This is a genomic window from Pseudomonas sp. R76 (genome assembly GCF_009834565.1).
GTDB lineage: Bacteria > Pseudomonadota > Gammaproteobacteria > Pseudomonadales > Pseudomonadaceae > Aquipseudomonas.
Genome location: NZ_CP019428.1, coordinates 6563580 through 6580942, shown reverse-complemented (window position 1 = coordinate 6580942; position 17363 = coordinate 6563580). Strand labels below are relative to the sequence as shown.

Below are 17363 nucleotides of genomic sequence, written 5' to 3'. Positions count from 1 at the left end.
ATTGACCGAGTACAGTCTCTAGTCTGGCTGCATGGCTTGGAATTCAGCGCGAATTTCCGGCTCCCGCCGAATCATCCTTTTCATCTTCGCCTCAAACGCCCAGGTCAAACTCACGGCCGCACACGCCAGCCCCAACGCCAAGCCCCACCACACGCCGGTTGGCCCCCAGCCCAAGGTGAACGCCATCAGCCACGCCGACGGCGCGCCGATCAGCCAGTAGCAGCCCAGCCCGACCAGAAAGGTCGTCTTGGCGTCTTTCAGCCCACGAATGCAGCCCATGGCGATGGTCTGCACGCCGTCGAACAGTTCAAACCATGCGGCCACGGCCAGCAGGCTGACGGCCAGCACGATGACGTCGTGGAAGGCCGGGTCGTTATGGTCGAGGAACAGCCCGATCAGCGCATCGGAAAACAGCCACAACACCGCCGCGAACCCCAACATCACCGCCGCGCCAAAGCCGATCCCGACTCGCCCGGCCATGCGCGCCGCCAGCAACTGGCCGGCGCCGTAATGCTGGCCGATGCGCATGGTGATCGCGTACGACATCCCCGCCGGCACCATAAAGGCCACCGAGACAATCTGCAGGGCAATCTGATGCGCCGCCAACTGCGTACTGCCCATGGTACCCATGCACAGCGCTGCGAAGGCAAACAAGCCGACTTCCACTGCATAGGTGCCGCCAATCGGCAGGCCCAGGCGCCACAGCTCGCGCAGGTATTGGGTGTTGAGGCGCAGCAGGCCGTTGCTTAGCGGGTAGGCCGCGTATGCCCGGTTGCTGCGGATGTACCACATCAGCGCCAGGGCCATGCAGTTGGCGACGATCGCGGTGACCAGGCCGATGCCCATCAAGCCGAGTTTGGGCAGGCCGAACATACCCTCGATCAGCGCGTGGTTGAGGACGTAGTTGAGCACGGTGCCGCACAGGCTGATCACCATCACCGGGGTGGCCTTGCCGATGGCGCTGGTAAAACCGCGCAAGGCCATGAAACTCAGGTAGCCGGGCAGGGCGAATGGCAGGATGGTCAGAAATTGCCCCGCCGCATGCACGTTGGTTTCGGTCTGGCCGAACATCAGCAGCACGGGCTTGAGGTTCCACAACAGCAAGCCCGCGACCAAGGCCATCAGCCAGGCCAGCCAAAGCCCGGCCTGGGTCAGGCGGGTGGCGCCTTCGATGTCGCCCGCGCCATGCCGAATGGCCACGAGGGTGCCGACGGCGGCAATCACGCCGATGCAGAAAATCGCCACGAACGAATAGCTCGCCGCGCCCAAGCCGCCACCGGCGAGGGCTTCGGGGCTCAGGCGGGCCATCATCAGGGTGTCGGTCAGCACCATCAACATGTGCGCCAACTGTGAGGCAATCAACGGCCCCGACAGCCGCAGAATGGCCCAGAGTTCAGTACGCACCGGATGCTGCATGATCATCACGCTCAGAAAGTCAGAGGGTTGGGGAAGGGTTGATTCTCGGCGCTCTCGACGCATTACACAAAAGGATAAAAGCGATCGTTCGCATGATTAAAACTCATGCTAGGGTTAAGCATCGCTCTGTAGGAATGCCATCCATGTCACGTCGTCTCCCGCCGCTGTATGCCTTGCGCGCATTCGAGGCGGCTTCGCGGCACAACTCCTTTACCCGGGCGGCGGAGGAGCTGTCGATTACGCAAAGTGCCGTCAGCCGGCACATCCGTACACTCGAAGAGCATTTCGCCTGCCGCCTGTTCCAGCGCAGCGGCCGCAACCTGCAACTCACCGAAGCGGCGCGCCTGCTACTGCCCGGTGTGCGTGAGGGTTTCGCCGCGCTTGAGCGGGCCTGCCATACCCTGAATGCCGAAGACGACATCCTGCGCATGAAGGCGCCGTCCACCTTGACCATGCGCTGGTTGCTGGCGCGGCTCAGCCGCTTCCGGGCGTTGCAGCCGGGTAACGAAGTGCAGCTGACCAGTGCATGGATGAGCGTGGATGAAGTCGACTTCAATCAGGAACCGTTCGATTGCGCGGTGTTGTTGAGTTATGGGCATTTTCCGGCGGACTGGGAAGCCAGCTACCTGTTCCCCGAATTGCTGATCCCCGTGGGCGCACCGAACCTGCTGGAAGACGGGCCTTGGGACGTCACGCGGTTGGCGTCCGCCGAATTGCTGCACCCCACCCCCGACCGCCGCGACTGGCGCAATTGGCTGGAGCGCATGGGGTTGTCGTCCCAGGTGTCGCTCAAGGGTGGGCAGGTGTTCGATACGCTTGAACTGGGCATGATCGCCGCCGCGCGGGGTTATGGCGTGTCCATGGGCGACCTGCTGATGGTGGCCGAAGACGTGGCCCAGGGCCGGCTGAGCCTGCCGTGGCCGACGGCGGTGGCCAGTGGGGAAAACTACTACCTGGTGTGGCCGAAAACCCGCCCCGGTGGCGAGCGTCTGCGCCGTTTGGCGGAGTTTCTCCAAGGTGAAGTCAAGGCCATGGAATTGCCCCAGGTCGAGCGCCTCGACTGGCACGCGGCGGGCCGTTAATGCAATCGTTTGCGCGATACCCCTGTGAATCGCTCAAGTATTGCCCGCGCCCGCCGAATAAGGTGTGTTGGAACTATCGTGCGCCAACGTTTCCCACTAGATAATTCGCCGAGCAGCGCTATGAGATCAGGATGATCCTGGCCTCGGCCAGGAGCTGTCATGTCCCAACCTCGCGCTCGGATCGCCTCACAATTAGGTCTCGCACTCGCCGTTATTCTGGCTGTCGTCATCAGCGGCAGTACGGTTTTCGCCCTGCGTTCCCTCGACTCCGCCAACCTCGACACGCGCGAGGAACACCTGGCCAGCGAGGCGCGCTTGCTCGCCGACCAACTCAACACCTTCCACAGCACCTTGCGCGAAAGTACCCAGCGTTTGAGCGGGCTGTTTGAAAAACGCTTCGTCGCCGGGTTGAGTGTGCGTGCAGATCAACCGGTCACCGTGGCCGGCGTGCAGACTCCGAGCCTGCTGCTGGGCGATGATGTGCTGAACAACAACTTCGATGAAGTCGATGAGTTCAAGCAGATGTCCGGTGGCGTGGCCACGGTGTTTGTGCGCAGCGGCGAAGACTTCATCCGCATCAGCACCTCCCTGACCAAGCAGGACGGCAACCGCGCCATCGGCACGGTGCTCGATCACCAGCACCCGGCCTATCAGCGCCTGTTGGCCGGGCAGAATTACATCGGTCGGGCGGTGTTGTTCGATCGTTCCTACATGACCCAATACAGCCCGGTGCGTGATGCCAGCGGCAAAGTGATCGCCGTGTTGTTTATCGGCTTTGATTACACCGATGAGCAGAAAGCCCAGTTCGACAACCTCAAGCGCTTCCGTATTGGCCAGACCGGTTCCCTGGCGTTGCTGGATGAACAGAAACACTGGCTGGTGCCTCCCGCGGGCGTGCAGGCGTTGGATCAAGCGATTCCGGTGATGCTCGACCTGGCGAAGAAACCCGGCGAAGGCCGCTTCTGGAGCGACAAGAACGAAGATTTCTACAGCGTCTCGGTGCCGTTCGAAGGCGGCCCGTGGTCGGTGGTGGCGAGCATGCCGAAGTCCGAGATCCGCGCAGTCACCTGGGCGGTGGGGATTCGCCTGGTGATCGGCAGCATGCTGGCGATGTTGCTGGCGGTGGGCGCGGCGGTCTGGCTGCTGCGCAGTAAGTTGCAGCCGCTGAGTGACTTGGTGCGCCAGGCCGAAGCCTTGGGTGCGGGTGATTTGAGCGCGCGCTTGAATGTGTCCAGCCATGACGAAATCGGTCAACTGGCGCGCAGCTTCAACCAGATGGGTGAGGCGCTGTCGACGATGGTCTCGCACATCCGCAAAGCCGCGGAAGACGTCAACAGCCGTGCCCAGGCTTTGTCCGGCTTGTCTGGCGGTGCCTATGAAGGCATGGAGCAGCAGTCCGGCGAGATCACCAGCATGGCCGGCGCGGTGGAAGAATTCAGCGCCACCTCGCTGAACATCGCCGACAACATGGGCAATACCGAGCGCCTTGCCCAGGAGAACGCCCAGCAGACCCGCATCGGTCGCACCTCGATGCAAGAGGCGTCGTCGTCGCTGGAACATATCGCGGCGGCACTGAACAGCACGGCCACCGTGATCAATACCTTGGGGCAGCGCTCCCAGGAAATCGGCGGGATCGTCGGCGTGATCACCTCGATTGCCGAACAGACCAACTTGCTGGCGCTCAACGCCGCTATTGAAGCCGCCCGCGCCGGTGAACAAGGCCGTGGTTTTGCCGTGGTCGCCGACGAAGTGCGCAACCTGGCGTCGCGTACGCGCCAGGCCACCGATGAAATCTCCGGGATGATCCAGAGCATTCAGCAGGAAACCGGCAACGCCATCAGCACCATGGAGCAGGGCAATGTGTTGATGCAGGAAGGACTGTCGCGTAATGCCGACGTGGCCTCGGCGCTGGCGCGGATCGACGAGCAGAGCCGCTCGGCCGGTCAGCAATTTGCCGCGATCACCACGGCGACCCAGGAGCAGAGCAGCACCGCGACCTTGCTCAGCAGCAACCTGCAGAGCATTGCCCTGGCCAACAGCGAGCAGCGTGAAGTGGTGTCGAACCTGGCCGTTACCGCCAAGGAACTGGAAACCCTGGCGGCCGGCTTGCGCCATGAGGTGGACCGCTTTCGTTGAGGCTTAGCGCTCGCCCAGGCCTGGGTCTACGCGTTTGCCGATGTCCTTCAGGCGCGCCAGTTGATCGACCATGCCCGGTGCCTCGTCCAGGCTGCTGACGAAGGTCCAGAGGTAGGTCATCACCGCGTACACATGGCCGGCCTTGACCGCCGGCGACAGCGCCAACTGGCTGATCGCGACCACAAACAGCAAGGCTGCCAGCGTACCGATAAACAGGAACGCGGCGGCCTCGCGGTCGGAGAGCCAGATGCGCAGGCGCGACAGCACTTGGTAGTGACGCTGCAAGGTCTGCGCGCCGACTTTTTCCACCAGGCCGATTTCCTTCTCCAGACGGTCATTCAAGCGCTCGTGCAACTGCTGGTTACGCCGGGCAAAGCGTGGCAGCAAGGTGGTGCACAACAGCAACGCCGTCAGGCACGCCAGGCCGATCCACGGTTCGATCACCAACAACATCACTGCCGCACCGACGATGGACACCAGCGCGGTAGCGATGATCGGCACGTGTTTTTCGAAGAAGTCGACGAAGTCCCGCGCCAACACCACACGCGCCGCCGCCCGTGAAGTACTGTGGTTTTGCAGGCGCTGGTTGAGGATTACCGGCACCGCGAGGTCGGCGTAAATACGTGTGAAGGTGCGCGTGTCCAGCGCTCGGCGTGCAGCCCCGACGACCCAGAATGCCAAGACCACGGCGGCGTAGAACAAAGCGCTGCCGGCATCGCCGCGGATGATCGAGTCCACTGCGAACCCGGCAAACAGCGGATACGCCAACAGCAGCGCGTTCTCCAGCGCGACCAACGACAGTGTGCAAAACAGCTTGCCGGGATACGCGCGGGCGATCGCCTTGAGGGTCTGGCTGGCGGATTGCTGGCCGATTTTCTTGCTTTCTTCGATCAGAATTTGCGGGGTAACGGATGACATGGGGTGCACCAAAGGAATGATAGACGCTATTATTGAGCGACTGCTCAAGTATTCTTGAGCGACCGCTCAAAAGCAAGCGCCGTTCATCTACCGGCGCCCGAAGGAATTGCCCATGTCGCGTATCGACCGTAAAGACCAGATCATCGCCGCCGCCCTGGAGCTGTTTCGCAGCAAGGGCTTTGCCGATGTGTCCACCCGCGACTTGGCCGAACACGCCGGCCTGTCGCGCAGCCACGTCTACCACTACTTCAGCGACTGGAATGAACTGCGCCGCGAAGCCTTTGTGCGCTTTGCCAATGAACAGCTGGAGGAAGTGCGCGCGCCACTGGCGGGTGTGCCGCCGCTGGAGGCACTGGTGGGGTTCTTGCGCGACTGCCTGCCGTGCACCGCCGACGCCGGCTGGGCGCTGTGGCTGGATGCCTGGGACGAGGCGATGCATGACCCGCAAATGGCCGAGGCGTACCTGGTGATCAATGCCCAGTGGCAAGGCATGCTCGCCGAGGTGATTGAGCAGGGTGTTGCTGAAGGGGTTTTTCGAAGTGTTTCTCCCCGACGCGCTGCCCGGCAGATTTTCGCGTTGGCGATGGGGTATGCCGATGACCTGATGCTCAAGCCGTCAACTGAATCGGCAGAAGCGGTGTTGGATGAAGTGATGGAAGTGGCGAGGCTGTTGCTGGACTTTCCCGCATAGGCCGCCACACCACTTTTGGCGGCCAGCATATTCCTCCGTGGCGAGCGGGCTTGCCCCGCGTTGGGCTGCGCAGCAGCCCCTGGACCTGGCGAACGGGTTTATCAGTAGAACCGCGGCGGTTGGACTGGGAGCGCTCCGCACTCCAACGCGGGGCAAGCCCGCTCGCCACGACAAACCCGGTCGTCATGAAAGCCCACTGGCCATAGGTTTCGGGGTTTCAGGCTAGCCCACCGACGCAGGCCGGTACTGCAACGCCTCCGCCAAGTGATGCCGAGCGATGTTTTCAACCCGTTCAAGGTCGGCCAAGGTGCGCGCCACCTTGAGCAAACGATGAGCTGCTCGCAGCGACAGCGTCAGCCGCTCGCAGGCGCTTTCCAGCCAGCCTTCATCGGCTTTTGCCAGCTGGCAGTGTTTGCGTAACCCTGGCAAATCCAGAAAGGCATTCGCGCAGCCCTGGCGCTTTTGCTGGCGCTCGCGGGCGTCGGCCACCTCCGCCGAGGCCTTCGCCGTGTTATCCCCGGCCTGCTGGGTCGGGTTAAGTGCCGTGGTTTCCCGCGCGACGGTGAGGTGCAAGTCGATCCGGTCCAGCAGCGGCCCCGAGAGTTTGTTGCTATAGCGCTGAATCTGCTCCGGCGTGCACCGACAGCGCCCACTCGGCTCGCCTAAATAGCCGCAAGGGCAGGGGTTCATGGCTGCGACCAGTTGAAAGCGTGCCGGGAAACTCACGCGGTCACGCGCACGGGAAATCACGATGTGCCCGGATTCGAGCGGCTCACGCAGCACCTCCAGCACCTTGCGATCAAACTCCGGCAACTCATCCAGAAACAGCACGCCATGGTGGGCGAGGGTGATTTCCCCCGGCTGCGGTTTCGAACCGCCGCCCACCAACGCCGGCCCCGACGCCGAATGGTGCGGCTGACGAAACGGGCGGTGCGGCCAATGGCTCAGCGGCGCGAGGCTGACCACCGACTGAATCGCCGCCACTTCCAGGGCTTCCTGTTCACTCAGCGGCGGCAGCAAACCGGGCAGGCGGCTGGCGAGTAAGGTCTTGCCCGTGCCAGGTGGCCCGCTGAACAGCAGGTTGTGCGCGCCCGCTGCCGCAATCAGCAGAGCGCGCTTGGCGGCCAGTTGGCCTTGCACCTCACTCAAGTCCGGGTAAGGCTTGTTCAAGTACAGCAAACCATCAGATTTATACGGCTCAATCGGTACAACCCCATTCAGGTGCGCCACCACTTGCAGCAAGTGGTCCACCGCAATCACCTTCAACCCCGACGCCAGGCACGCCTCCTCGGCATTTGCGCGAGGCACTATCACGGTGCGTCCAGCCTTGCGCGCTGCCAGGGCTGCCGGCAACACGCCTTTCACTGCACGTACTTCGCCGGACAGCGCCAATTCCCCCAAGCATTCCACGTCATTAAGCATCAACGACGGCACCTGCACGCTGGCGGCGAGAATCCCCAAGGCAATCGCCAAATCAAAACGCCCACGTACAGGTTAGTTAATGGCCATGGATACTGTCTCGAGACCTTAGATTGCAGGGCGGTGGAGGATTTCCTCGATGTCCATGGCTTTCGCCCGAACAGCGACCAATTTGCAGGCGTATGTCCATGGATGTTTTCTCATTTGGGATACGCCTCAGCTGAAGGAACATGGCAGGCTACTTTTCGTCGAGCAATTATTGAGATGTGAGGCGTGGCATGCACGTTTTCGTGTAACTGGTTTGGGAGGGTGTTGCTTCTATCTAGATATCGGCTGAGTCCTTCATAAGCACGAGAATCTAATTAACTTTAAGGCGGGCGCTAGCGAAAAGCGCTCTTCTATACTTACTGGGAAATACAGAAATTTGAGTATAAATAACCTTCGTTGTCACTCGCTTTTGCGCCACTTATTTCTGCTTTATGGTCCAAATGATGATGTGCTGAGTAGAGAATGCGCGACTTCTTCATTTTCCTCAGATCCAGCTCCCCCAGTTTATAGGCTCTAGATTTGGTCCGGTAAACCACTGCGTTCTCATCTGTATCAACACCGGAATGAAGCACCACGCTTTCAAGCTCTTCCAGTATCCATCCTTGTATGCCACTGATCGACGGTGGACACATCATCTGCACTTTGAGGATTTCTACGTCTTTTGCTGTCTGAAGATAGAGGCGAAGTTCATAAGCGCAATTGACGATTGCGGCTCGGTTCTGGTGTCCGGTGTGTAGGCACCTGATCGTGACGAAAAAGCAAAGCCCTTCTATCTCGCAATGTTTCCACGTGCGTACTTTCCCTAGCTCAGGGTCAAAAAGGAAGATCACTTGGTGCTCCTTGTAGCGGGTTATCTGGTATCGAACTGGTGCCAGCATTAGGGCTGGAAGCGAACCTTTTCGGTAGCAATGACATTTTTTCTGAAGTTTCGAAACAAGCAGGCTTCAGCTCTCGGTGAATGCGCAGACGAATGAACGACGACACTGTCTAGGCGAAGGGCAAAAGAATTTTGTCATATATGCTGTTTGCAGCATAGTGATTGAGTCGACTTCGGGGCTTTATCGTTCATTTTGTGGATAAGCACATGGACCGTAAGTTGGCTTTTGGCTCGGCTTTGAAGTATGTACGAGTTCAGAGGGGCATCGCCCAAGAACAGGTTGGGGCCAGTCAGTCCTTCATTAGCACTATTGAACGTGGAATTCGCAGCCCGACTATCGAGAAGATGCAAGAGCTGGCTGAGCGCTTAGGTGTGAACCCTGCGACTTTAATCGTGTTGATGCAGATTGAGTTGGACGGAGAAGAGGAAGAAATACTTGAAAATGTGCAGAATGAAATTAGAGCCTTGAAGAACTCGAACCCTTAGGGTTGATGGCTTTCGACCCGTAGTTAGCGGTGGCGTACAGTGACTGGGCTTTTCTGGCCATTGACCTTGACTTCAATAGTGAGCGCATTCCCGCAAAATCCTCTGTGCGGTCGAACTGGTTGTTTGTCGGATGGCTGGGAAGTGGCAAAATTGCGGCGTAGGTCATGAGTTTGACCCAGTCGGCGCGCATGAACGGGCATGATCCTTATGCCTATCTCAAAGATGTACTGAGGCGGGTGCCGACGCGCCGCGAGAGACCTAAGGATACTGTGCGACTCCCATACGGGGGGAGGGGGCGAGGTTGGTGCTGAGTTGCTTGAGCAGCTTGGTCAGGGCCAGAGTCGCCTCAACAACTAACGGATTGCCCCAACCGATGCCTTAGGCAGGAAGGTATCGACGTGTACCGATGATAGTGAGAGATTTCGCTCCTCGGGTCATCGCCACATACAAATCTTTCGCATCAAGCGAGTCGGCATCAAGGATGACGGCGTGGTCATACTCAAGGCCTTTGACCAGTAGCGTGGTTCCAATCAGCTTGCGATGGCTGATCGGCCGGCCTGAATGCCTAATCTCGCGCTGGTACAAATTGCCGGCCTCCACGAGTGTCACGGCTTGGCCATCAACATGAATCTTGAGCACGTTGAAGAAGCGATAGAGTAAATCACGGCGGTAGGCTGAGGTCTCAGGGTTGTTCTTCAAGGCTTGAAAAAAAGCCTTGAGATGGCTGCTTGATGGGTCATTCAAATAGTCATTCGCGGCTTGGAGCACCAGTGGGTACCTCGTGGTTCTGCGAAGGTTGTTAACCTCTCCCCGCCTGGTGCCCGCCGTAAGCGTGCGGGTTACGCCGGTGAAGCATTTCGTTGCAAACTTCAATGCAAGTAGAAAGCCAGCCTGAACGGTCTTTGCAGCGGCAAGCTTTTTGATGAATGAATGCAGATCCTTCCCTTCAATTTCCTCGATTGAGGAAAAGCGGCCCGCCAAGCGGTTGGCCAAGCGGTGAGTTTTGTTCTTGGACTTCTGATCGCCGCCATGGAGTGCAATGACGCTCTCACCATGGTTCAACAGCCCACATAGCGCCGTGAACTGTTTAGCTGCAAGATAGTCGGGCTGGGTGTGGGCACGAATAACGCTCGGTGGCAAATGAGCGGACAGGTCTATCTTCTGACCTAATTCGATCTTTTGCCGCGCCTCTTTGAGCCAATCACCAAGTGCCGGACTCTTCGCGTTGATCCACCGCCAAGGGACCTCCATCCGTCCCAAGCAAACAAATTCGGGGTAGATGCTGGCTTCCCAATCAACGGGTTTGCCGTCGTCAAAATCGAATATGGCTTGCAGGGGATCGCCCAAGAGTCGACTTGGAAGAAATTCTGCCAGGCTGCAGACCAAGTCATGCTGCAAGTCCGAGCAGTCCTGGTACTCGTCGACGTAGAGGCCTATATAGCTGGAGGACACTGCATCGCGAATGAACCTTTTCTTCATCAAACGGGAGCAGCACTCGTACAATTTACTCCACTGTTTGCTGGTCGGATTTTCAATTTTCCACCCTGATGCCTTCGGGTATGCCAGACAGATTCGAAGTGCCCAGCTAGCGATCGTATCGACCTGGTACTGGGAAGCACGAACGCCCAAGTACGCCATTTTGGTTTTAATCGAGTTCACGCCGGCAAAAGTGTGCGTCAGGATAAGCTGCCGGCCACTGGACGCTCGCACCGCCATCGCGATGAGATGCGTCTTTCCAAACCCCGCAGGCGCTATCACATAGCCCTTAGTGATACAGTCGTTGAGCTTGATTGCGAGGTCTTCAGACACGCTCCGCCCACTCCCAAAGACTTCCCAATTCTACGGCGAGATTTGTTCTGTCGAACAAGGGATCGTTGAAAGCTGCACTCACCTTCTTGAACCATAGGTCACCTCTGGTGGTGTCCTTGAACCACCCCGCGCTCTTTGCAGCAGCACCGATAGCAGTTCGTAGCTTTGGACCATCCGGCCACTTGCGGATATCTGGGTCCAATACCTCCTGATACTGCGAGCGCACCTGATCGTATACCGGGTAGAGGAGTTCGACTTGAGCAAGCGTCAAACTTGCTAGTACGTAAGCCCAGGGCAGATCCACAAAAGCCCGCTCCTCAAGCGAAAGTTTATCGCTCCAAATGCAGGTAGGGATTCCCATCGCCACAAGCCCGGCAGCATCGGCGGTTGAAAACTGTTTTTCTGCATCACCATCAGCTAGCACTGACACGTCATAACCAAGCTTTTTGAAGGCTATGGCCATGCCCTTCACTTTACTGGCCCCTTTGGCGTCCAACAACGCTACACCGTGATATGACAATGGATCTTTCCCATTGTCGAGCCGGTGATCGTCAAAGCCCCTAAGGAATCCTACCTCGGTAGCGCCCTCACATACGACGACCTTTTTGGCCAAGAACGCTTCAGCGCTTGAGCGAATTTTTCCCTGAACCTGATGCTCTTCGAGGCCCTTCTCGGCAGCAGAGACGATCGTCACGACCCCGTTTTTGCTATGGACGATATGAAGGTCCTGCACTGTGAGTTCACGAAGCACCATCGGAGAATGAGTGGTCAGGAAATATTGCCCGCGCATATCATCTTTGATGTGCTTGATGAGCCGTGTGATTCGGTGGGGCTCAAGACCGAACTCCAACTCATCGAACAAGGTGATATGGCCTTCCTCCAAACCTGCTTTCTGGATTCCACACTGAAGCATGCGGCGAGACCCCAGGCCCAACTGGCGCAACGGGATTTCTCCGTCATGCAGGGAAAGACCACCGACTTTCAGGTTGATGGACGCCAAGTCGAGATGGGCCTTATACGCATCAAACACAGGGACGCCCAGGAGCTTCGCAATCTCTTGCGATTTCGTTGCTGCAGTGTCGAAATTTGTCAGGGTGACAGCCCGATCAACATCAAGCGAACTTCTGGCGGTCCGCGATGCATTGGCCAATAGCTCGCTCAAGCTCTGCGCCGCGGTCAGCTTGGCAAGAGCAGTTCCGTTTGCCCAGGAAAGCTCTCGTTCACTAAATACTCCGATGAGGCCCACGCCGACCTTGTTTCTGTCTGCCTGTTTGAACGGCACTCCGTCAGGATTCCGATCGCACACGACTGTCCACTTCGGCTCCAGGTCCTTTTCAACGGTCAGTCGGGCGGTCAATACGCTTTCAAAATGATCATCTGGCTCGTCATGAAGCTTCTGAGCTGCCGGGTCCCAGCCCCTTAGGTGAAGCCCGTACTTATTGAGTGCACAGAAGTCCGCGGCCAACTGCCCGATTGTGATCTCAATCATAATGGGATCAGCGATCTTGCACTGGTAGAAATCTGAGTCGCTTAGGGCCAAGTTCCATTGAGGATGGAATACGTATCGAATGGCTTCCAAGATAGTGGACTTGGAGGAATCACCTTTCCCTATCAGGCAAAAAATGTCTGCCGTTGGCACGTTCCAATCAAGCGTCTTCACTCCGCGAAAGTTGTTGATCACGATTTTTCTGATTTTCACCGACCAGTATCCTTCTGAACGTCATCTGTGAGTAATGACAAAATCCGCCGGCGGCGCACCGGTGAAAGTTCTCTGGAGCAAGGCGAAAGTAGCCATTTGCCTTCATTCGTCGTAGGTACATCTAACAAGGCGTGGAACTGGTCGTGCCAAAGGAGGCACAAGAAAAACCGGATATTTCGTCAGAATGTCACTTATTGACGGAAACAGCGCTCCCTGCGCGCGTAATCTCAAGCAAAAATTGTCACAAAGAACGCCATCTGTCCTCCGCAGCCTTCCGTACTAATCTGGCCGATTCTTTCGCTTGTATATGTTTTGAGTTGATTGCGCGAGCGAACCGTGGGCTCCAGCGAGCAGTCCAGTAGGCTCTTCTAGAGTGATAAGTGCAGCAATGTCTAGAAAGCGCCCAATTACACCCGCTCGAGAAACCAGCTTTTCTCGGGCGTCCTTGATAATCCGCTCCTGATTCAGCCACTTGTCCGTTTTGATTTTTCGGCGGCCTTTCATTTCCCACCTCAGCGGTCAGAATCCGCAAAATAGTTATCCTTCACAACGAGACCGAAGTCATCGGGCAGTTCCAGGGCACCTGTAGTGAACATATGTTGAGTTCGCCTTTCCTGTTTGAGGTAGACCGCTGTCTGGAAAAAACCACCTTTACACTGGTGGAATTCATAACGCTTACCGTGGTGTGCAATCCCGTAGCCCCAACGCGCCTCTAGCGTTATTCCACAGCCCTGTGATCATATCGCGGAACGTGGAATCCCACTCTCAGCGGCGATGCCTGCCCCTGTGAAAGTTGTCACCTTGCGACCTAACCGTAGGGCTTCGGAAGCACGGTTTATTTCACACAATTAGTTCATTCCGATAAGGACAGCAGCGCGCTGTGCTAGAAAGATAGCATGTGAGTCACGCGACGCATCCGTCGTCGCAGATACCAAAGCAACCATCAAAGCGCTGATTGCTGCGATCTAGGAAGCTGCGGCACATCCTAGCCCGGGACTGACTTTATAAACGGGGAGGCTACTCAGTCAGATTCTGTAAAATTATTGGTCAGCCAAAACGCGCTTCGGGAGTTGATTTCCGAAAGTCGCTGGTCGTGAGCGGCAGTATCGACCAGGAGCGTACATTTCTCAAACTGGTCGCAGAAACGAATTGTCGAGTTTTCCAGTACGGTTTTCCTACGCTTTCGTGAATCCCCCTTTCGTTGGTCTTGTCACTCCGGCGACGAGCGTCAGATGAGTAAGCGTTTGTGATAGGGATTGGCTCCAATCCCTTGACAGGATGCTGATAAGAGAGCCGAATGGACCACGAAATTCTATTTTGTGGTCCGTAAAGGGGTGATAAATGAATGCTCAAGATAGGAGCGAGTTTCTCAGAACACGCGTGAGCGCGGCGGAGAAGAAAAACTTTGAAGAGGTTTGCGCAGCGGTAGGATCGAACCCGGCCGAGCAGTTGCGCAAATACGTAACGGAATTTGTAAGTGCTCACGCGGAACACCTGAGTGAACAGTTCACTGTTCATGTTTTCAAGCCTGAAGATTCTAATCCCCCTTACGATCCTGGCGCTTGGAAAGTAATAGTTCGACTAAAATACCTCGTGGTCAGCCACCCCATTCTCTTTCGAATCCCAAAACTTGAGAAACGTATAATCCATAGTGATCCTGGATACTTTGCCGCATGGCCAAGTGAATTAGGCCAACACGAAATTTGCGGTCTGCTTAACAACGGTATTTGGACCGGCCATATATACAGTAATGGCATATCAGAATCAGATAATCCTACCTCTATCGAGACCGTGCGTAAAAAACTAGTAAAAGAGATAAAGAACAGCTTGTTTTTATCTTCCAAAAAATAGCCCCGCCCTAATCTATAGAAATGACTCACGACAAACTTAAAAGAGGTCGCCGAATGGAATGGGTTAAAAATATAATAATTAAAATGACGGAAGACATTTTTATAGATGACTCTGAGGTCGGTGAGAAAATTGATTTTTTAAAAAAGAGTCTAAATCCAGCGACTAGGAATCTTCAATGCGATGAAAACAGATTCGCTATCAACTGCATAGGTAAACTGCTTCACAGCCTTGCAGAGAATAAATATGGACCGTCGAGCATGGACGCCAAAAAGATATCCACTCAACCACGGTTCCATGGTTCCAGATCACGAGTCGGTGTAACACTATCGACACCTGAATTTCCAGATGTAGTACATATGGTATGTCTCGGATCAACAGTTAAAAGTTGGGAGCAGCTATTCTATGAGGTCGCCCATGAATCGCTACATCTGCTTGGGCCTGCGGATATAAATTCTACTCCAGTGGCTACATTAGAAGAAGGGGCAGCAGTTAAGTTCGCAGAAAGCTTTTATGCTGAATATATATTCCCGGAAATAGGAGCCCCACCGCCCTTTTCACCATTGAGTTCTCCTGGCAGCGTTTATTACAGAGCCTACCAATGTGCTAAAAAAATACCTGATGAAACTCTAAAAAAAATCAGGCAGAAATTTAAAAACTTTCGGGAAGTAGAATATGAAGGGCTCCAAGAATTAGCCAAAAATTTTATAACCGAAGAAGAGATTAAGGTTTTAGTATCTCCATTTGACTACAAAGCATACTAGTCGACAAATAGATGTTGAATGTATATGTGATGCATATAGATATATGAAAAATATAGAATTTTTTCTTTGTTTAATATATTTTCCTTGCAAAGTACAGCGGACTGGCACTCAGTCAATGATTCTCGAAAATCAGCCATAAAAAACTTTGGTATGGTTAAGTTTAAAATTTAGGAGTTATATGAAAGACGATCGCTTGCGCATTTCAGTAGATAACGAATACATCAAGGATTTGGGATTGGCGACATTCGCATTTGCACAGTTGGAGTGGAACGTCGTTTGGTGCTGCGAATGCCTGCAAGGAAATTACATACGTAAACTAGAAAGGAAAACTGCCGGTAACATTGCCAGCGATTTTATTCGATTTGCAAAACGCGTTCGAGGTCCAGAACTCCGGGCTGCCCTAGTTGAGTCCGGGGAGAATTTTAAAATTTTGGTAAAGTCGAGAAATGGATTACTGCATGCAAAGCCGGGAACGGATAAGGACGGCGGGCAGCGGCTTTTTCGTGACGGCGCTTCTTGGACAACCGCTTCGCTGAAAGAAATTGCAGACGAGTTCACTGAGTGCTCTCTAATTTTTAATGCTTATATTCATGGCCCTCTCAAGCGAGTCTAATGTAAAGAACTTGCATGCATGAAAATAGAACTATAGGGGCGAGTGCAGTAAGTTTATATAATGATTTTGTTAATAATTGCACTTGCGGTGTTCTGCGCAGCTAACCGCCGTCTCTACCGCGATCGTTTCGGAGCGCTGCCTCGAAAGTAGAATTACCGCACGTAGCAGCCGATGGTGGCACAGCGATTGCGTTCCGATACCTTTTTAGGGCACAGTGCTAAAGGCTTGGACAAGGAGTGAAAATGGAGTGCCAAATGAAACTAACGAAAGACCAGCAGATTGAGATTTTGACTTACCTTAAACCCGATGACACTGAAGGTACTCTCTACGTAAAGAAAATCCCTGCCTCTAAAGGCAAGGCGATGCAAGTCGTAGACGAGCATGGTGCAGAATCTCCTATTAGCATCAGTTTTCAAAAAGATAAAAATCTTACCATCGTTTACGTCGGTATGATCACAGTCGAAGACAACGAAGTTTTCTCATACGAAATGTTTACGAAAAAAACAGACGTTTACTTCGGTAAGTTTGTCAGTATTCATCCTCTAAAATAGAACACCATAGCCAGACAGAAATCACCGAGACCTACTCTCGATCAGTAATTTATCTAGACCTGCCAGTCCAAGCCACCACATAAATTACCAACAGGGAATTTCACCTTCTGGTAAATTCTCCACGGTATGTCAGTCAAGGGTTCGATAGAGGCCACTCACACGGCTATTGTCCTCGGTGCGGAAGGCAATCCTTTCGTACAGAGATTAGTAATAGAATAGAAACTGCTCAGGCTTCAACCGTGAACTTGCGCCCTCACGACTTCCGAACCCAATTTTCGGATGCATGCTTCTGCCACAGATGATAGCTCGCTTTCATATCGCACGCTCTTTTTGAGCTCTTCAATGATCATCGCGCGCCGTAGTGTTTTCAGTGCTAGCGGCTCTTGCGCCGCCGCTTCATAACTAGTCAGCTTTTCTTGGCATTCACGCCAGACATCTGCCCTCTTCTGGTTTAGCCTATCCAGACGATTAAGTCCTATGATCTCAATGGTGGCATCTACACGAGCGCAATCTTCTTCTTCAGCACCCGGCATTGGCACAGCTCTGCAGCCGTCCTCGTCCATCTCGAAGCTGATCAGCCTGGCGTCATCGGTCATGGGGTCAATCATGATAGGAGCTTCCAGTCGCAGACTATTGGGCATGCTATGTGTAGCCCTGTGGCCCTCCAAAAGCGGAAATACATCGCTCTTCTTGACGTTGATAAGTTGCCCGCAAATCCGGTAGTTCTGCCAGTCAAATGCTAGCCACCAGTAGCCTGCTTCAGGGTGAGTTCGCCCGATGTCAGTTACTCTACCTTTGGGGCGGTAATGGTCTACGTGGTAGGCCGATACGGACTCATGAGCCTCTGTGTACCAGCATTTGTTGTGAAACAGTCTCAGCAACCAGTTTCGAATGCGATCGTCGCGCCACAGCCTTGCGTGCTGCTCTATGAGGGTATCGCGCTCTTCATCGCTATCCGCGGCGGCCAAGGCAGCAGTCATACGCGAGGCTTCCTCTAACCAATCTT

The 17363-nt window shown here is 55.2% G+C and carries 14 protein-coding genes and 3 pseudogenes; 9 read left to right on the top strand and 8 right to left on the bottom strand.

Translation table 11 applies throughout. The features are described 5' to 3' along the window. Positions 1 to 18 precede the first annotated feature (18 nt). Positions 19 to 1422: a NorM family multidrug efflux MATE transporter gene (locus PspR76_RS29915; protein ID WP_159960972.1), complete on the bottom strand. Its 1404-nt coding sequence runs from the start codon at positions 1420 to 1422 to the stop codon at positions 19 to 21. Between the two features lie 137 nt (positions 1423 to 1559). Between PspR76_RS29915 and PspR76_RS29910 the strand changes: the two genes are divergently transcribed. Further along, entirely contained in the window at positions 1560 to 2498 is a 939-nt protein-coding gene (locus tag PspR76_RS29910; protein WP_159960970.1) for a LysR substrate-binding domain-containing protein, read from the top strand. Between the two features lie 159 nt (positions 2499 to 2657). Continuing rightward, entirely contained in the window at positions 2658 to 4634 is a 1977-nt protein-coding gene (locus tag PspR76_RS29905) for a methyl-accepting chemotaxis protein (protein ID WP_159960968.1), read from the top strand. A 3-nt stretch (positions 4635 to 4637) separates the two neighbouring features. Here PspR76_RS29905 and PspR76_RS29900 read toward each other — a convergent pair whose 3' ends face one another. Beyond that, positions 4638 to 5552, bottom strand: coding sequence for an ABC transporter six-transmembrane domain-containing protein (locus PspR76_RS29900; protein WP_159960966.1), 915 nt, complete (start codon positions 5550 to 5552; stop codon positions 4638 to 4640). 112 nt (positions 5553 to 5664) lie between these two features. On the opposite strand from PspR76_RS29900, the gene PspR76_RS29895 reads away from it, so the two are divergent. Next, entirely contained in the window at positions 5665 to 6243 is a 579-nt protein-coding gene (locus PspR76_RS29895; RefSeq protein ID WP_159960964.1) for a TetR/AcrR family transcriptional regulator, read from the top strand. A 222-nt stretch (positions 6244 to 6465) separates the two neighbouring features. Here PspR76_RS29895 and PspR76_RS29890 read toward each other — a convergent pair. Then, positions 6466 to 7728: pseudogene (locus tag PspR76_RS29890) on the bottom strand (YifB family Mg chelatase-like AAA ATPase); the annotation flags it as partial. 338 nt (positions 7729 to 8066) lie between these two features. After that, entirely contained in the window at positions 8067 to 8540 is a 474-nt protein-coding gene (locus PspR76_RS29885) for a hypothetical protein (RefSeq protein WP_178119854.1), read from the bottom strand. 254 nt (positions 8541 to 8794) lie between these two features. Here PspR76_RS29885 and PspR76_RS29880 point away from each other — a divergent pair, with 254 nt between their 5' ends. Continuing rightward, positions 8795 to 9073: a helix-turn-helix domain-containing protein gene (locus PspR76_RS29880; RefSeq protein ID WP_159960962.1), complete on the top strand. Its 279-nt coding sequence runs from the start codon at positions 8795 to 8797 to the stop codon at positions 9071 to 9073. Between the two features lie 107 nt (positions 9074 to 9180). Next, positions 9181 to 9384: pseudogene (locus tag PspR76_RS29875) on the top strand (transposase domain-containing protein); the annotation flags it as partial. Between the two features lie 67 nt (positions 9385 to 9451). Here PspR76_RS29875 and PspR76_RS29870 read toward each other — a convergent pair. The 3 genes and pseudogenes from PspR76_RS29870 to PspR76_RS31765 all read right to left on the bottom strand — a co-directional run. Further along, the gene (locus PspR76_RS29870) at positions 9452 to 10882 is read right to left on the bottom strand and encodes a UvrD-helicase domain-containing protein (RefSeq protein WP_159960960.1); all 1431 of its coding nucleotides are present in this window, start codon (positions 10880 to 10882) and stop codon (positions 9452 to 9454) included. Continuing rightward, positions 10875 to 12581: an ATP-dependent nuclease gene (locus PspR76_RS29865; RefSeq protein ID WP_159960958.1), complete on the bottom strand. Its 1707-nt coding sequence runs from the start codon at positions 12579 to 12581 to the stop codon at positions 10875 to 10877. The genes PspR76_RS29870 and PspR76_RS29865 overlap by 8 nt, the downstream gene beginning before the upstream one ends. A 723-nt stretch (positions 12582 to 13304) precedes the next feature. Then, positions 13305 to 13420 (bottom strand): annotated as a pseudogene (locus PspR76_RS31765) (NAD-dependent deacylase); the annotation flags it as partial. A 502-nt stretch (positions 13421 to 13922) separates the two neighbouring features. Between PspR76_RS31765 and PspR76_RS29860 the strand changes: the two are divergent. The 4 genes from PspR76_RS29860 to PspR76_RS29845 all read left to right on the top strand — a co-directional run bounded on the left by PspR76_RS29860 (position 13923) and on the right by PspR76_RS29845 (position 16357). Further along, entirely contained in the window at positions 13923 to 14432 is a 510-nt protein-coding gene (locus tag PspR76_RS29860) for a hypothetical protein (RefSeq protein WP_159960956.1), read from the top strand. Positions 14433 to 14485: 53 nt separating this feature from the next. Continuing rightward, positions 14486 to 15193: a hypothetical protein gene (locus PspR76_RS29855; protein ID WP_159960954.1), complete on the top strand. Its 708-nt coding sequence runs from the start codon at positions 14486 to 14488 to the stop codon at positions 15191 to 15193. Positions 15194 to 15371: 178 nt separating this feature from the next. Beyond that, positions 15372 to 15806 carry a hypothetical protein gene (locus PspR76_RS29850; RefSeq protein ID WP_178119853.1) on the top strand — a complete coding sequence of 145 codons (435 nt, stop codon included), beginning with the start codon at positions 15372 to 15374 and terminating at the stop codon, positions 15804 to 15806. Positions 15807 to 16060: 254 nt separating this feature from the next. Further along, the gene (locus PspR76_RS29845) at positions 16061 to 16357 is read left to right on the top strand and encodes a hypothetical protein (protein ID WP_159960952.1); all 297 of its coding nucleotides are present in this window, start codon (positions 16061 to 16063) and stop codon (positions 16355 to 16357) included. A gap of 233 nt (positions 16358 to 16590) precedes the next feature. On the opposite strand, the gene PspR76_RS29840 is transcribed toward PspR76_RS29845, so the two are convergent. Beyond that, a complete protein-coding gene (locus tag PspR76_RS29840) occupies positions 16591 to 17337 on the bottom strand; it encodes a hypothetical protein (protein ID WP_159960950.1) in 747 nt (248 codons plus the stop codon). Positions 17338 to 17363 lie beyond the last annotated feature (26 nt).